General features: G+C 55.4%; 15 protein-coding genes. 11 read left to right on the top strand and 4 right to left on the bottom strand.

What is annotated here, in order from left to right:
- The first annotated feature begins 158 nt into the window (after positions 1-158).
- Positions 159-1,079: an NAD(P)/FAD-dependent oxidoreductase gene (locus ABD920_RS00290; protein ID WP_345156124.1), complete on the top strand. Its 921-nt coding sequence runs from the start codon at positions 159-161 to the stop codon at positions 1,077-1,079.
- Between the two features lie 36 nt (positions 1,080-1,115).
- Here the strand turns inward: ABD920_RS00290 and ABD920_RS00295 are convergent, their stop codons facing one another.
- Together ABD920_RS00295 and ABD920_RS00300 are read right to left on the bottom strand one after the other, a co-directional pair.
- Positions 1,116-1,979 (bottom strand): cyanophycinase, encoded by an 864-nt coding sequence (locus tag ABD920_RS00295; RefSeq protein WP_345156125.1) that lies wholly within the window; start codon positions 1,977-1,979, stop codon positions 1,116-1,118.
- A gap of 91 nt (positions 1,980-2,070) precedes the next feature.
- Positions 2,071-2,937 (bottom strand): sterol desaturase family protein, encoded by an 867-nt coding sequence (locus ABD920_RS00300; RefSeq protein WP_345156126.1) that lies wholly within the window; start codon positions 2,935-2,937, stop codon positions 2,071-2,073.
- A 350-nt stretch (positions 2,938-3,287) separates the two neighbouring features.
- Here ABD920_RS00300 and ABD920_RS00305 point away from each other — a divergent pair, with 350 nt between their 5' ends.
- Together ABD920_RS00305 and ABD920_RS00310 are read left to right on the top strand one after the other, a co-directional pair.
- Positions 3,288-3,452 carry a hypothetical protein gene (locus ABD920_RS00305; RefSeq protein WP_345156127.1) on the top strand — a complete coding sequence of 55 codons (165 nt, stop codon included), beginning with the start codon at positions 3,288-3,290 and terminating at the stop codon, positions 3,450-3,452.
- 57 nt (positions 3,453-3,509) lie between these two features.
- Positions 3,510-3,674, top strand: a complete 165-nt coding sequence (locus ABD920_RS00310; protein ID WP_345156128.1) for a hypothetical protein — start codon at positions 3,510-3,512, stop codon at positions 3,672-3,674.
- A gap of 959 nt (positions 3,675-4,633) precedes the next feature.
- Here ABD920_RS00310 and ABD920_RS00315 read toward each other — a convergent pair.
- Entirely contained in the window at positions 4,634-5,191 is a 558-nt protein-coding gene (locus ABD920_RS00315; RefSeq protein WP_345156129.1) for a hypothetical protein, read from the bottom strand.
- Positions 5,192-5,394: 203 nt separating this feature from the next.
- Positions 5,395-5,808 carry an alternative ribosome rescue aminoacyl-tRNA hydrolase ArfB gene (arfB, locus tag ABD920_RS00320; RefSeq protein WP_345156130.1) on the bottom strand — a complete coding sequence of 138 codons (414 nt, stop codon included), beginning with the start codon at positions 5,806-5,808 and terminating at the stop codon, positions 5,395-5,397.
- Positions 5,809-5,925: 117 nt separating this feature from the next.
- Here arfB and ABD920_RS00325 point away from each other — a divergent pair, with 117 nt between their 5' ends.
- From ABD920_RS00325 to ABD920_RS00360, 8 genes are all read left to right on the top strand, one after another.
- Positions 5,926-6,837, top strand: coding sequence for an alpha/beta fold hydrolase (locus ABD920_RS00325; RefSeq protein WP_345156131.1), 912 nt, complete (start codon positions 5,926-5,928; stop codon positions 6,835-6,837).
- A gap of 248 nt (positions 6,838-7,085) precedes the next feature.
- A complete protein-coding gene (locus ABD920_RS00330; RefSeq protein ID WP_345156132.1) occupies positions 7,086-8,051 on the top strand; it encodes a TIGR03885 family FMN-dependent LLM class oxidoreductase in 966 nt (321 codons plus the stop codon).
- Positions 8,052-8,134: 83 nt separating this feature from the next.
- A complete protein-coding gene (locus ABD920_RS00335; RefSeq protein ID WP_345156133.1) occupies positions 8,135-9,214 on the top strand; it encodes a site-2 protease family protein in 1,080 nt (359 codons plus the stop codon).
- Between the two features lie 424 nt (positions 9,215-9,638).
- Positions 9,639-10,025 (top strand): BlaI/MecI/CopY family transcriptional regulator, encoded by a 387-nt coding sequence (locus tag ABD920_RS00340; protein WP_345156134.1) that lies wholly within the window; start codon positions 9,639-9,641, stop codon positions 10,023-10,025.
- The gene (locus ABD920_RS00345; protein WP_345156135.1) at positions 10,025-12,085 is read left to right on the top strand and encodes a M56 family metallopeptidase; all 2,061 of its coding nucleotides are present in this window, start codon (positions 10,025-10,027) and stop codon (positions 12,083-12,085) included. The genes ABD920_RS00340 and ABD920_RS00345 overlap by 1 nt, the downstream gene beginning before the upstream one ends.
- 366 nt (positions 12,086-12,451) lie before the next feature.
- Positions 12,452-14,587, top strand: coding sequence for a T9SS type A sorting domain-containing protein (locus ABD920_RS00350; protein WP_345156136.1), 2,136 nt, complete (start codon positions 12,452-12,454; stop codon positions 14,585-14,587).
- Between the two features lie 430 nt (positions 14,588-15,017).
- Entirely contained in the window at positions 15,018-15,989 is a 972-nt protein-coding gene (hemB, locus tag ABD920_RS00355) for a porphobilinogen synthase (protein ID WP_345156137.1), read from the top strand.
- 206 nt (positions 15,990-16,195) lie between these two features.
- The gene (locus tag ABD920_RS00360; RefSeq protein ID WP_345156138.1) at positions 16,196-16,660 is read left to right on the top strand and encodes a hypothetical protein; all 465 of its coding nucleotides are present in this window, start codon (positions 16,196-16,198) and stop codon (positions 16,658-16,660) included.
- Positions 16,661-16,721 lie beyond the last annotated feature (61 nt).

The following is a 16,721-nucleotide window of genomic DNA, read 5'->3' on the forward strand; positions in this document are numbered from 1 at the left end:
CATCCAATACCCTGGCCTGCCTAAGCGCCTGCAACGGCATCACGGACGCAAAAGCGAGAAGCGCGGCAGCATAGGCAAAATATAACATATTCATGGTTAAGGGGCTATCTTAATGCAGGCTGCTACGTTAACAAGTGCTCGGAGCAAAAGATAGATCTATGTATGATGTGATAGTGATTGGAGGAGGGCCGGCCGGGCTGAATGCGGCAATGCTGCTGGGCCGCTCGAGGCGAAAGGTGATCGTGTTTGACGGCGGCAAGCCGCGCAACCGCTGGTCCCGGAACATGAACGGCTTCCTGACCAGCGACGGCATGAACCCACGCGAGTTCATAAAGCGCGGCCGGGACGAGCTGAAAAAATACAGCGTTGAAGTGAAAGATATAGAAATAGCCTCTGCCACCTACAGCAAGGGCGAGTTTGTGGTGAATGATGCCGCCGGCACGGTATACCGCTCGCGCAAGCTGCTGCTGGCCACCGGCCTGAAGGACAACTGGCCGGAGGTGGAAGGGTTTGAAGCATTCTACGGAAAAAGCGTGCACCACTGCCCCTACTGCGACGGCTGGGAAAGCCGCGAGAAAGCCATTGCCGTGTATGGGAAAGACCGCAGCGGCATTGGGCAGGCGCTGGCCATGAAAAACTGGAGCGACGACGTCACGCTCTTCACCGACGGTACCGACACCCTGCAGCGCTCCGACCTGGAGCTGCTGGAACTGAACGAAGTGAAGGTGGAGAAAAGGAAAATTCTGCGTTTAGAAGGTGAGGACGGCATGCTGCAGCACATTGTACTGCAGGACGGCGAAAAGCGGGCGCAGCAGGCCATGTTTTTCTCAGAGGGCACGAAACAGCAGTCCGGGCTGGGTGAAATGCTGGGTTGTGAGTTCACCAGCAAGGGCGTTATCAAGACCCGTCGCAAGCAGCAGTCAAATATCCCGGGGCTCTATGTGGCAGGCGATGCGGCCCGCGACATGCAGATGGTGGTTGTAGCCGCCGCAGAAGGCGCCAAAGCGGGCGTGGCCATCAACATGGACCTGCAGCAGGAAGACAGGAAGCACGTGCCCGAAGTGGAGCGCCATATGTAAAACAGACAGAAGGAAAGAGACAGAAATAAATTCGCGCTACTCTCCGGGCACCGGCTCGGGGGTGGCGCGCTCATTTTGCGGAACCGGCTGAAACAGGTGCTCGCGCAGGCAATAGCGGTAGCCGTGCACCAGCAGGTGCATTTTCAGGTTCTCCACGGCAATCGGCTCGTTCTCCTCCACCGCACGGGTATTCGAGAAGCGGATCTCGCTGGCATCGATGACCGTGACCACACCCGGCCCGAACACCTCCACCTGGTCGCCTCCTTTGATGATGATCCCGGTTTCCTCGCTCAGCCCGATGCCGACATATTCCGGGTCGTGGGCCACGGCATGTGCCAGCCGGCCAAAGCGGCCCCGTTCCGCAAAATGCGTGTCGATATACACACCCCTGATAAAGGAGCAGCCTTCCGTGGTCTTCATCTCTCCTTTGATGAGCGAATAATGCCCATACCCATCATATATCATCCGGTCAGACATGATAGCCGCGCCCGCACTGGTGCCTGAAATGATGATGTCTTCGGTGCGGTAGCGGTGGCGCATGATGCGGAGCAGTTCCGTGTTGTCCAGGAAGCTTGCCAGCCGCACCTGGTCTCCTCCTGTAAAGAAGATAACACCGGCTTTGCCAATGCGTTGCAGGTTATCGGGGGTGTCAGCGGGGTGCTCCTCGTCTATATGCATGAACCGCACATTTTTGCAGCCGAGCTCCTCGAAGGCTTCTTTGTAAGCGTTGCCAGAGCTGATGGCATTCAGGGCCAGCGGCGTGGCGGTGGCAATCACTTCTATATGCGCTGTGAGCTCGCATATGTTAGACCGGATCAGTCTGATCAGGCCTTCATCATCTCCACCACCCAATGCAATCAGCTTTCCTTTCACCTGTTCCATAGCCACGTTAACTTCCAAAGTTGTATCTTATACACAGGAAGGCGCTGCTTTGTTGAGATAAAACAGGTGCAATTTATATGATAGGGGCTTATCCCCTGAGCCAGAACCACTAAGGGAGCAACTGTTGCCGAGGGTGGCGCTCTTCCCGTTCCGGCACAGTGCCATCCGGCAGTTGCCACGGCCGCTGCCGTTCGAAGGGCAGCATAAACAGGTGTGTCGGTGTCTGCTCCTGCGGATTACGGTAGGCGGGCACGCCTATGGTGATTTCATCCTGCGGCACGTTCAGGCGCAGCGACTGGTGCAGCCGGTCCCACCACGAGAAGATGACGGAGAAATTGCTGTTCGTTTCCCGTGCCACGATGGAGTGGTGGATGCCGTGCATGCGGGGCGTGACGATAACCCGGCAAAGGCGCCGCTCCACCGGGTAAGGCAACCGCAGGTTGGAGTGATGAAAGGCGGCGGCGCCCTCAAAAATCACCTCATAGAACAACACCAGCGGCGCAGGCACCCCGATCAGGGCAATGGCAGCGCCTCGATAAGGCAAAGAAGCGATATTCTCGCCTATATGGAAACGCCAGGCAGTAGAAAGGTCCAGGTCCAGGTCGGAGTGGTGCACATTGTGGAAGCGCCACAGCAGGTCCGACTTGTGCAGCAACACGTGCCACAGGTAATTGGTATAGTCCAGCAGCAGAAACCCTGCTACGTTTCGCGCCCACCTGGGCAGCCTTAGCCAGCGCAGGAGGCCGTACTCATACCGGCTCGCCTGCCGTGCCGCCGCATACATACCGGGCAGCAGCAAGAGCCGCAGCGCAGGCAGCGCAGCAGCAGCCACGCTCCCGTTCTCGAGCAGGCGCTCTATTTTTGGGCGTGTGCGCCGGCGCAGTTGCCGCTTCGCCTCTGCCACAAACAAAACGGCGGCGGCAATACCTAACAGGGGCATGCCCACCTTGTCAAACTTCGGAAACATGATCTTCATCCCTCTAAGCTACCTTTAAAGCAAGCGATTGGTTACCGTTCCTCCCTCAGGCCCGGGTAATAAAACCTCAAAACAGGGAGAGGCAGGAGCAGCAGCATAAAGAAAAGAAGATATTTTGTTCGGTTGCGAACAGTAAGGTGTCCGGCACCGGACACTTTACTGTGCCCTCCTTATACACTATTTATCAACAACAATCTGAAAACCAATACGTTATTACATCTGGCACACTTCATGTAATCCATCAATCAGAAATAAAATAAATTATAGCGACTACAAGCAACCTTTTAACCTGAGCCGCTATCTATTAAGCAGAACATTAAATAAATCAAGAACCTATAAATCTTACGACAATGAAAATCCTAATCCTTCTTTTCGCATTTACATTCGGTTTCGGTGCTAACGTTAAAAAGTCAATAGACGACGTGAAAGAGATCTCTAAGAGAAACCAGGTGAAAGAGTACAACAAATACCCGAATCTTCTGCCTGTGGTAGAAATCGTGGCTGAGCAAAGCTAATACTGCCCCGCCGTACCTGATAAGGAAAAACAATAAAACGCAACAATAAATACAACTATGAAAATTATCATTCTTCTTTTCGCCATTGCTCTCGCACTGGGAGTGACATTGAAAAAGTCTGCATCAGACATGAAGGAGATCAGCATCAGAAAAGAGTTGAACACTTTCAAGCAACACGGCAACCTGCTGCCGGTGGTAGAGGTGGTGGCGCCGCGCAGCTAAGCGGCGGCCATCGCTCAAACTGTTACACGTATTGTCTGCACTCCACCAAAAAAAGTACCCCATCGCCGCCATTAGTCAATCTAAAACTATGAGAATTTTAATTCTGTTAATCGCAATTTTTGCAGGGTTTTACGTTGCCTGCAAAAGCACTTTCGACCATTGCAACCTGATAGCACAACGGCAGCAACTGCTGGCTGTGAGTGCTCCGGTGCAGGAAGCCCCTACGCAACCCCATGCTTTGTTCAATCTTTAGCGTGGGGTTGCCCAGGCCCCGCGGCGAAATGACATATAAATTTTATGCTGCCGTAAAGGCTTCATGTTACAAAACAGCCCCTGCCTCACAAAATCAGCCTGCGCTGAAACAGCCCAAACTCTATTTAAGGCTATCTTATCCGGGAAACAGGTCTCAAAACCCCATGTTACAAACAGGCTGCAGATTACCTTTTTAGGCAGCCTCCTCTCCTATAGTTTTGCCATCGCATTCATTCGAGCAGAAGCATTGGAAAAGCAGCAGCACCGTGCTGTGCTGCCGCATCTGCGGGAAAGGCATGAGCAATGAGAGTTTAGAGTTGCGGCTGCAAACAAAGGATGTACGTTTAGATCAGTCTGAATCGGGCTTAGATAAAGAGCAGCTGGCTATGGCACGATGAAAGTCGCCTGGGCATGTTAGCCGTGCAAAGATGAGAAAAGCACCTGGTACGATATGATATTGAAGAACGTAGCGTGACACCCTATTAGCTTACCAACTAAGTACTGTTCCGCAGCAGGAAGCCAGCCAGTTCGGCTTATATGTTGCAGATTCCCCGCTGCAATGGCCTATGAAAACGAACTTGAGCAGCACACGGACAAGCAGGGCCCTGCAGCCACACAAAGCGCTACTTCTTTATAAAAACCCGGCAGTGCCGGGTTTTTACTTTTCCGGGCAATCAGGTTTTGGACAAGGCACGGGGCGTAGCAGTTTAATCTTCCTGCTTCTTGAAAATATCGAAGATGCCGGGCTTGTCTTCCTGCCTCTTGTTCTTCTTGTCGTTTTGTTTGCCGAAAGGCCACAGGCGTTTCTTCTCCTTTTTCTCCTTCACCAGCACGTAGCGCACCGAGACGCCGGAAGAAAGCTGGATCCAGTCTTCGTGGTTGATATGGAAAGCGGGTTTTATATCGGCGGAGAGCAGGAAAGGAAGCCCGTTCACTTTGTATTCTATGCCGAGGATGACATCGCCGCCGGTAAACACGCCGCTGTCTTTCAGGTTGCCGATGTGCGCGCCCGCGCCGAGGTAGTAGTTAAAGCGCTTGCCCAGCAAGGGCAAATGCCACTCGTACAGGCCGGTGGCGCTGTACTCGCGCGAGCCGACGGTCGCAATGGCCTCCAGGGTGCCCTGCTCGTGCAGTTTCTGCTGCAACGTCACACCGAAGCGGTCGCTCTCGATGCGCACGCCTGCAGCTGTTCTGTATTTCTGTGCCTCGCCTGCCACACTAATGCCGCAAAGCAGACAAGCCATCAACAATAATCTTTTTACCATAACCCAACGGGATTCTAAATCTTAAGCAGAAGGTGCAAATATCCTACCTGAAACGCACATTAGCAGCCGCTTCATATAGATAAGTGCAGGCAGTGGTTTTGCCTGCGCAATTACCCGCACCGCTATATGGCTGATACACATAAACTTGGGCAGCCATATAGCGCCGGTGTTTTTTTTAAAATTCAGGAGGGGCACCCGATGCGCTACAGGTCGCCGCGATAGCTGCGGTTTGATTTTTTGTCGGCCTGCTTTTTCTTGCCCTCCAGCCGTTTGCGGACACTGGCCCGGGACGGACGGGTGGCGGTGCGCTTCTTCTGTCTGGTGAGTGCCTGCCGCAGCAGCTCGTAGAAGCGGTCGAGGCAGGTTTCCTTGTTCCTGAGCTGGGTGCGCTCCGTCTGGCACACCACCTGCAGGAAGCCGTCGTTGTTGATCCGGTTCGCCAGCTTCTCCTGCACCAGCGCCTTTTCCTCCTCCGTCAGCACCGCCGACTGCTGCACATGAAACCGCAACTCCACCTTGGTAGCCACTTTATTCACGTTCTGCCCGCCGGCGCCTCCGCTCCTCGATGCCTGGAACTGCAGCTCACTTTCAAAATCTCTTGCGCGTAGGTCTGCCATATATAGAAAGTACCGAAAAATAATTAACTTCAGATGCGTCTTCACGAAGGTAACTCCGTCTCACTTATAACCTGTTCAACTTTTTATTATTTACTGCCATTCTATCTATATAGGCTGATGAAAAAGATCCCGTTTACGCTCCTGCTTCTGACGTTGTTGCTGGTGCCGCTGGCATCTAAGGCTGTGCACAAAAACTTCTACTTCACCACTTCCGACGGCGTGCAGTTGTATGTGCGCGTGGCCGGCGAGGGCAAGCCCTGCCTCTTTATCCACGGCGGCCCCGGCTCCTGGACCAAATACTTCTATGCCCTCGGCGGCGATGTGGTGGAGCAGGACATGACCATGGTCTACGTGGACCAGCGCGGCTGCGGCCGCTCCTCCAGCCCCAGAAACAACGACTATTCGCTGGCCCGCGTGGTGCAGGACTTTGAGGAGCTGCGCGCGCACCTCGGTTATGACAAATGGCTCCTGATGCCGCACTCGTTCGGGGGCACCATTGCCACCGAGTACGCCTACACCAAGCCGGAGCGTGTTTCCGCGACCATCTATATAAACAGCACCCTGAACCTGGAGGAGGCGAAGCACAATTCGATCAACAATGCGGCACGCATCATGGGGGTGCCCGTGTCGGATATACTCAAGCCGGGCGTGTCGCTGACCGATGCCTTCAACGGCGTGATGTACTCGCTCAACCAAAAGGACCTGATGTACAAAATGATGTACCGCGACAAAGCTATGTTTCAGGCGATGGCCGCCGTCATGGACACGACGCTTAACTGGCACTTCGGCAGCAATGTCTGGAACTACAAGGAATACGAGCAGGACTTCACCCTCAAATCTGCCGCTATCAAAATGCCGGTGCTGGTTTTCTCCGGCAAGTACGATTACTCCGTCGGGCCGGAGCATTACAAAACCTTCCGGTTCCCGAATGCCACCTACCACCAACTGGAAACCGGCCACTGCCCGTACCAGGAGCAACCCGAGCAGTTCCGGCAACACATCCGAAGCTTTCTGGCTAAGCTGGAGTAAGCAAAGCGGCAAGGCCCGGCGACGAGAAAAGTTTCCGGGCCTTTTTGTTGCCAGGCTGCCCCATATAGGTAAAACCGCCATGCGACAGGGCAGGGCACTGCATCGGTTTTGCAACCAGCGCGTACATCTCTTTTCCCTTCCTGCACGAACATCGGTATATATAGCACCTGCTTCTACGCCATATAAACACAGGCTCCTACAGGGTGAAAGGGAAAACGGAAGCATCTAACCATTAACAAAACAGACGTATGATCAAAATAGGATACCATGCCTCGCATGAGCAGTTTAAACCAAGCGCTTTGCTGAAAAACGTGCAACTGGCGGAAGAGGCAGGGTTCAACGCCTCGCTCTCCTCAGACCATTTCGCCCCCTGGAGCCTGGAGCAGGGCGAAAGCGGCTTTGCCTGGTCATGGCTGGGTGCCGCCATGCAAGCCACGAATCTTTCCTTCGGGATAGTGAATGCCCCGGGCCAGCGCTACCACCCCGCTATTATCGCGCAGGCGGCCGCCACGCTCTCCGAGATGTTCCCGGAGCGCTTCTGGGTAGCCATGGGCAGCGGCCAGTATATAAACGAGCAGATAACCGGCGAGCCGTGGCCCGTGAAACAGGACCGTAACGCCCGCCTGAAGGAGTGCGTGGACATCATCCGGGCGCTTTGGGCCGGAGAGACGGTAACGCACCACGGCCTGGTGAAGGTGGAGGAAGCCTATCTGTTTACAAGACCCGCCGTCGCGCCCCAGATTGTGGGCGCTGCCATTACCGAGGAAACAGCCCGGTGGGTCGGTGGCTGGGCCGATGCGCTGATCACTGTATCGAAGCCCCCGAAGGAAATGAAGAAAATGGTGGACGCGTTCCGGGAAGGCGGCGGCGAGGGGAAGCCGATGTACCTGAAGGTGCAGCTTTCGTATGCCGACGACGAAAAGCAGGCGCTGCAGGGGGCACACGAGCAGTGGCGCTCCAACATCTTCCCGAGCGCGGTGCTTTCCGACCTGCGCACTGCCAAGCAACTGCAGCAAGCGTCCATGTTTGTGCGCGAGCAGGACCTCCGGGACCATGTGCGCATCTCCTCAGAGCCGAACCAGCACCTGGAGTGGCTCCAACAGGACCTGGAACTGGGCTTTACGCAGCTGATGCTGCATAACGTGAACCTGCAGCACGAGCGGTTTATAGAGGTGTTCGGCGAGCGGGTGGTGCCGCAGCTACTCCGGAAGTAACGACAGAAAAGCTTCAGCTGTAAAAGGTTGAAGCTTTTCGCCTTTTATCGCGTTATATAGATAAGCTCTTATGATAATAGCCTATGAAATGGTCCCTTAACCTTGGTCGCATTGCCGGCATAAAAATACTGGTGCACTGGACGTTTGTGCTGTTGCTGGGATGGGTGGCGTTTTCCGAGATGCAGCGCGGCAGCGATATGCAAACCACGCTGCTTGCCCTCGCCTTCATCCTGCTGGTTTTCTTCTGCGTGGTGCTGCACGAGCTGGGCCATTCGCTCACGGCGCAGCGCTTCGGCATCAACACCAAAACCATTACGCTGCTGCCCATTGGGGGGGTGGCCAGTTTGGAGCGAATGCCGGAGAAGCCGAGGCAGGAGCTCCTGATCGCGGTGGCGGGCCCGGCCGTAAACGTGGTCATCGCCCTGATCCTGTGGCTGGTCCTGCCCTCGCTGGGCGACATCCCGACGGAGGAGTTCTTTATGCGCATCACGCCGGCCAACTTCCTGTACCTGCTGCTCTTCGTGAATGTGGTCCTGGTGCTCTTCAATGCCATCCCTGCCTTCCCGATGGACGGCGGCCGGGTGCTGCGCGCGCTGCTGGCCTTTAAGCTGGGCCGGGCACGGGCCACGCAAATCGCCTCTAACCTGGGGCAACTGCTGGCCATCGGCTTCATTTTCATCGGCTTCTTTTACAACCCTTTCCTCATCCTGATCGGGGCTTTCGTTTATTTTGGGGCCTACTCCGAGAATATGATGGTGCAGCACCTCGACTACCTGCGCGGCCACAGCGTGCGCGAGGGCATGATGACGAACTTCGTGACACTGGCCCCGACCGAGACGGTGCGCGAGGCACTGAACAAATTGCTGATGGGCTCCGAGCATGAGTTTATCGTGGAGCTGGATGGCGCTGTGGTGGGCACCCTCACCCGCTCACAGCTGATACAGGCCGTGAAGGAAGAGCAGATGCAAAAACCGGTCGCTGAGATTATGTCGGGCGAGGTGCGGACATTCAATGTGCAGGACAAGCTCTCCGAAGCCTACACCGAGCTGCAGAAAACCCGCATGCCGCTCTACCCTGTGCTCGAGAACGGCCGCCTCGCCGGTGTCATCAACACCGACAACATCAACGAATTCATCATGATCAAATCCGCCCTGACACATTAGGCTGTATATGCCTTTATAAAGAAAGTAACCTGGAGAAGCCTTCTCCGTGAACTGGCCTTTTCATGCGCTTTTTACTGGCGCGGGTCTCTCCGGTCCCTTCCCATATCCTGAGAAAAAGGACTGTTACGCTTTATAGCCTTTGGCAGCAACACCGGCACTTGCTGTCCAATGCATCTGGCAGCAGGGCCAGGTCGCGGCCGGACCCTGTGATGGAGTCCGGCAGGCTGGGAGCGGAACGGCTTGGCTCATAAAGGCTATATATAAACTGCCTGCCTGTTTTCCCCTTCTGCCTGCTGCAATTCACCCTCTTTTATAGCAATCCAACCCATAACTACGAAAATAATCGTATATAAATTTCCTTTTACGAAAATATTCGTATATACTTGTAATGCAACTACTGCAACACCATAATAGGCTATATGCTATGTCATTAGAAAAGATACCCAAACCCACTGAGTCGGAGCTGGAGATACTGCAGGTGCTCTGGCAGCACGGCCCGAGCACGGTGCGCCTCGTGCACGAGGAGCTGAGCAAAAACAAGGAGGTTGGCTACACCACCACCCTAAAGCTGATGCAGATTATGGCGGAGAAGGAAATGCTGGAGGCCGACAAAACCAGCCGCTCGCATATATACCGCCCGCTACTGGAGGAGGAGCGCACGCAGCGCCAACTGCTGGACCGCTTCCTGGATGCCGCCTTTCGCGGGTCGGCCAGCAAGCTGGTGATGCAGGCGCTGGGCAACAGCAACACATCCAAGGCAGAACTCAACGAAATCAGAAACTTATTAGATAAACTGGAAGGAGGTAAATAATGAACCGGATCACTGACTTTTTCCCCGACACCCTGACCCACGCCCTTGGCTGGACACTGCTGCACTCGCTGTGGCAGGGCGCTTTTGTGGCCTTGCTGCTGGGCCTGCTGTTAGTCTTGCTGCACCGCCACAGCGCAAAAACCCGCTATGCCGTAGCCGGAGGAGCCATGCTGGCGCAATTGCTGCTGGCAGCGGGCACCTTTGCCTATTATAGCCAGGCCGCGCTACCAGCCAGCGCCTCTTTCCGGTTTGGTGCCGCTGCCTCCTCTCCTGCTGCCCTGCAGCCGGCGTCCGTTCAAAGCTCGTTCTGGGCCGCCCCTTTTGAAGTGGCGCAGGCCTATTTTGAGCAGCACATGCCCCTGCTGGTTACGCTGTGGCTGCTGGGCATGCTGGTGATGGCGCTTCGCTTTATAGGGGGGGTGGCTTACACGCAGCGCCTGCGCCACTACAAAACCGCTCCGCTTGGGGCATACTGGCAGCTGCAGGTGAACGCCCTCAGCCACGCCATGGGCCTGAAGCAGGCGATACAACTGGCGGAGTCGGCGCTGGTGCGGGTGCCAATGGCGATTGGTTTTGCCAAGCCTGTCATCCTGCTGCCGATTGGCGCCGTCACCGGCCTGACGCAGGCGCAGGTAGAGGCCGTGCTGGCGCACGAGCTGGCTCATATCCTGCGCAAGGACTACCTCACCAACCTGCTGCAGTCGGTGGTGGACATGCTGTTCTTTTACCATCCGGCGGTTTGGTGGGTATCGGGGGTGGTACGGGCCGAGCGCGAGAACTGCTGCGACGATATAGCGGTGGCTATATGTGGCGACACGCTGACCTATGCCCGCGCCCTCGCTGAGATTGAGGCCATGCGCTTACCCGCCGCCCCTGCTGTCGCAGTTGCTTTTTCCGGGAAGCGGGGCACCCTGATGAGCCGCATTAAAAGATTGGTTGGCCAGCCTTCGCTGAAGCCGACGTTTACCGAGGGCTTTGCCGCCGCGCTGGTGCTGGTGGTGGGGCTGCTGGTGCTCTCGTTTGGCGCCGTGGCGGGCCTGCAGCCGCAGGATGCGCAGCAAACCGTCCGGCTGGCGCAGCTTACTGTGCCGACAGATGTGCCTGCCGCGGACAGAAGCGCAACCGATGACCGTGTTGCCGCGGCTTACACCGTGCAGGACGCCAACGGGAATACCCGCGACATTGTGATCATCAAAAATAAAAAGGGAAAGGTGAAGGAGCTGTACGTAGACGGCAAGCGCATCCCTAAAAAGGACATGGACGAATATACTGCCCTGGTAGAGCAGCGCCTGCAGGCTGTGAAAAACGCCCCGCGCGCCACCCGCGCGGAAGTGCGGACAGAAATGCGGGCCGCCCGCGCCGCCGCCGCAGAAGCCCGCCGCAGCAACCGCGAAACCTACTCTTACCAGTTCAACTACACTGACGGCGACAGCCTGGTGCCGCCGCCACCCGTACCGCCAGTTCCGCCCATGCCCCCTGCTCCCGTACCACCGGCCCCTCCGGCCCCGGCCATCGTGCCGCCAGTTCCACCTGTGCCGCCCAGTGCCCCTTTCAAAGATGATAAAAAGGCCTTAAAGGCTTACGAGCAGGAGCTAAAGGCATATGAGGAGGCGCAGAAAACGTTTGATGTGGATATAAAGGCTTTTGAAAAGGAGATGGAGAAGTATGAGAAGGAAATAGAAAATTATGAAAAGGAAATAGAGAAGTTTACGAAGGAGTACGGCAAAGGCATGACCTTTCAGGCCGCAACGCAGCAGGAGATGGCCAGAATGCAGGCAGAGTTGAACCAAGAGATGAGCAGGCACCAGATGGAACTGGCAAGGGAGCAAGAGAAGATGGCCCGCAGGCACGAAGCGCAGTTTAAGAAAGTGAAGGAAGAGCTGATCAAAGACGGCATCATTGAAAAAGGCGAGGAGAACGTGAACATCCGGTTCAACAACGAGGACTTGTATGTGAACGACAAAAAGCAGCCGAAGAAAGCGTATGAGAAGTACAAGAAGCTGATGAACATAGAAATAAACGGCCCATCTGATTTCAACTACCAGCACAAGAGCAACTAATCCACCGTTAATCAGCACCCATTGTGCCCGCCAGCTTTCCTAGTTGGCGGGCATTTTTTAATTTTGGGCCTGCTGACGGCTGCTCCCGACGGCGGGAAGGGGTGCATTAAAACCTCTGACGCGGCGCATGCTCCGGCATATAGCGAGTGCTATATGCCGGAGCACAGCGGGCATGGCGCCATCTATAATCGTTTACCGTCCGGAGGATGGCATCCGGACCTGGCGTGAGGCTGGCGCAGGCCTTTGCCTGTATAGAAAAACTATATATCCCTATGCCTGTTATTTTCCGTACGTATAAAGCGCTGAACTTTTTCCGTTAAGCATATATGCATTCGTTACATCACCTTTTGAACTATAGCTGCTTCCATGTATAGATTTTACACACCAGCTGCTGCCATACTCCGCAGCAACCCCCTGCTGTTGCTTTTCACATTGCTTTTTACTGTTTTCCACACCCGCGCCGCCGATAACCCGCACATGGTACCGCTGACGCTGGCCGAGCGTGTGCAGGCGGCAAGCCTGGTAGTGGAGGGCGAGGTAGTGTCGCAGCAGTCGTTCTGGGATGCGCGCCACGAGAACATTTACACCTCCAACATCATCCGGGTATATAAGTCTTTTAAAGGAGGCACAGAAAGCCAGCAGGTGGAGCTGATAACAGAGGGCGGCACAGTCGGCCTGAAAAAACACGTGTTCTCCACTGCCCTGCAGCTGAAGCCCGGGCAGCAGGGCGTTTTTTTCCTGGAGCGGCAACAGGAGCTGCAGCGTACCCCGGGCAACCGGCACCTCAGCACCAAAGCCTACGGCAGCCAGCAGGGCTTCGTGCAATACCGCCTGCCCGAAGACAAAGCCACCGGCGTTTTTGACCGCTATGAGAGTGTGCAGGCACTGTACCGGGATATCACCGCGCAAACCGGGCAGCGCTTCCGCAGCCTGGCCCCGAACACGCGCCTGGACGCAGGGCTTTCTGCCGCAAAACAGCAGCAGCAGACGCAGGCTGACGCACTGGCACCGGTCATCTCCAGTTTCAGCCCTATCACTACTAATGCCGGCACGGGCGTGGTGCTCACCATCAACGGCTCCGGCTTCGGCAGCACACGCGGCGACGGCGCCGTGGAGTTCAAGAACGCCGATGATGGCGGCCAGACCTATGTCCGCCCTTTTGCCTCGGATTATATCTCCTGGTCAGACAGGCAAATCAAACTGCATATCCCTTCTACCTCGGAAGATGGCGGTACCCCGGGCTCCGGGGCCATACGCGTCGTGACCGACGCTGAAAGCAGCACGACCAGCTCCAATCCCATCATCATCGAATTCGCCTACTCCAACATTGAATTTGAGGGCGCGCCGTTCCAGCCCATCCTCACCAACATGGACGGGCTGGGCGGTTACACCATGCGGTTTGCGCCGAGCATGGTGAACAGGCAGCCCGCGCAGGAGGGCTTCCGGCGGGCCATGAACACCTGGATCTGCGTGTCGGGGGTAAACTGGCGGCTTGGGGAGCCTACCGAACTAGAGGCCGCTGCCGAAGACGGCGTGAACGTGATCCGCTTTGCCTCTTCCTCCACCACCGGGCAGGGCGTGCTGGCGCGCACGGTCAGCCGCTACGAAGGCTGCAGCAACGGCCAGGACACGCTGTTCTGGGTAACGGAGTTCGACATGGAGATCAACAGCAACATCACCTGGCAGTACGGACCCGCCCCGCCCGTTCAGCGCCAGTTCGACTTCGAGACGGTGATGCTGCACGAGCTGGGCCATGCCCAGCAGCTGAGCCACGTGATCCTGTCGCGGGCGGTGATGCACTATGCCATTGAGTTTGAGGTGCTGGTGCGCGACCTGAGCACCGCCGACATTTTGGGGGGCAGGCTGGTTGTGGCCAACAGCATTGAGCCGAACATGTGCGGGGAGCCGCCGATGGTGCTCAGCGGCGATGGCCAGTGCAACTTGGCGCCGGAGATATATACCCTGCAGGCGTCGTTTAACAGTTCCAGCGCCGTTACCGTGGACTGGAGCACCAAAAACGAGCAGACAGTGGCAAACTTTGTAGTAGAGCGCAGCGCCACCGGCACCGACTGGGGCGAAGTGGGCACCGTGGCCGCCAAGGGCCCTGCCAGCGGTATCCTGTCCTACACGTTTATCGACAACGACCCTGTACCGGACATTGCCTACTACCGCCTGCGCGTGGTGTATAACAACGGCACGTTCAGTTACTCGCCGCCCGTGCGCGTCATCAACCCGGCCTCCCTGCGCAGGCTGCGGGTGTACCCGAACCCGATCAACGAAGAGACCCGGACCGTTACCCTGCTGTACCTCGTGGAGGGCACTGCCACGCTGGAGGCGCAGCTTTACGACATGGCCGGAAAGATGGTGCGCGATTATGAACTCACTTTCCGGGATATAAACCTGCCGGTGGAGTTAGAGGTAACGGACCTTGCCGCAGGGGTATATATCCTGAAGTGGCAGGAAAAAGACAGAAGCGGAAACGTGAAAATCCTAAAACGGTAACTCCTCTGAACGGGACCCCAGAGAGAGGCAGCACTTGTAGCGGGTGCTGCCTCTCCTGCTTTCAGGCCGGGTTATATATAATTCAAGGTGCGATTTCCTTCCTTTGCTAAAACAAGACCCACCCCTACCCTCCGAGGAGGGGAATAAACTACTCTTGCGGAAGATTCCCCTCTCGGGAGGGGCAGGGGTGGGTTTTAAGTCATAAAAAATTAACCGGCTACATATCGCTACCGGAGTTATATATAGACGTGCACCCGGCTCTGGTATATAGAGCTGCAGCGGGTTTTCAGCTCAGACGGCCTCCGCCCTATATACCGGCGATGCGGCGGGGAAGCGACTCAAAAACAGGCGGGCTTCATTTCAATTCCCCGGCAATCGCCGTACCTTTGCAACAGTTCGATGTTGAACTTTTCTGAAACGATATATAGCTATGATCAGAAGACCGAGACGTAACCGCCAGACCGAGGCGATTCGCAATATGGTGCAGGAAACCACGCTCACCACCCACGATTTTATATACCCGCTTTTCCTGATAAGCGGCCAGAACCAGCGCGTGGAAGTGAAGTCGATGCCGGGCATCAACCGCTTCTCCATCGACACGGTGCTGGACGAGGTGGCCGCCTGCGTGGAGCTCGGCGTGAAAGCCTTCGCCCCGTTTCCGAGCATACCCGAGGAGCAGAAAGACAAATACGCCACCGAGAGCCACAACCCCGACGGCCTCTTCCCGCGCGCCATCCGCGAGATAAAGAAGAACTTCCCGGAAGTGGCGCTGATTACCGACGTGGCCATGGACCCGTACAATTCCGACGGCCACGACGGCATTGTGGAGAACGGCGAGATCCTGAACGACGAGACACTGGAGGTGCTGGGCAAGATGGCGCTGGTGCAGGCGCGGGCCGGTGCCGACATTGTGGCCCCCTCGGATATGATGGACGGCCGCATCGGGCACATCCGCCAGGTGCTGGACGAGCACGGCTTTCAGAAGGTGGCGATCATGGCCTATACCGCTAAATATGCCAGCGCCTTCTACGGCCCGTTCCGCGATGCGCTCGGCTCGGCCCCCAAGGCCGGCGACAAGAAAACGTACCAGATGAACTACGCCAACAGCCGCGAGGCGCTGATAGAGGCCGAACTGGATACCGCCGAGGGCGCCGACTACCTGATGGTGAAGCCTGCCCTAGCGTACCTCGACGTGATCAAGCTGCTCCGCGACAACTCGAACCTCCCGATTGCCGCCTACAACATCAGCGGCGAATATGCCATGGTGAAAGCCGCTGCCCAGAACGGCTGGATAGACGGTGAAAAAGCGATGGTGGAGATTCTCACAAGCATCAAGCGCGCCGGCGCCGACATCATCCTGTCATATTTCGCAAAAGAGTACGCCCAGTACCTGAAGAAGTAGGCCCGGCTATATATAAACTGCCTCTCCAAAAGCACATCAGCCCTCCGCTGGTGTGCTTTTGCTTTTAGATTTTTTTCGGATATATAGGCAGTAATACATTGTTTTATATATAGTATATTCGTTAGTTCAGTTACGGTTATCTGTCAGAATCTACAATAAACCGTATGTTTATATATGCTATCTACTAGTTGTGCTTTATATAATCTATGAAAAAGGTTCTACTTCTGTTATTAGTATCAATTAGTTTTAGCTGTAGCGATAGTGCGAAAGAAAAGGATGATTCAGCCAAGCAGGGAACAGTTAAACAAGGAACAGTTAAACAAGAAGAAGGAGAACAAGAACTAAAAAAAGAAATACTGCAGGCAGCAATTGATTATGAAAAACTTCAGTGGTTTTACATTGACACCACTAAGCTAATCGTGTTGAAAAATGAGATAGTTACAGAACCATTAAGTTTAGAAAAGTTCGGGAAGAATGTGGTGTTCTTAGATTCTACAGAATTAGAAAACAGTGCTAAAAACCATTACTTAGTGGTTGAAAAACTAATAATTGAAGATGATTCTGCTCATGTAGGTTTACGTTATCCATCACAAGGTGCTGTAGCTAATCTTTCACTCCTAAGGGCAGATGATAGCTGGAAAGTAGTATGGAGCGAGATATTTGAAAATTAAAAAATACAAAGCACAACACAGCACAGGCATCATGTTCGGATAATGCTTCACCCGTTGCCTG

Source organism: Pontibacter saemangeumensis (assembly GCF_039541895.1).
In the GTDB taxonomy this organism is placed as follows: domain Bacteria; phylum Bacteroidota; class Bacteroidia; order Cytophagales; family Hymenobacteraceae; genus Pontibacter; species Pontibacter saemangeumensis.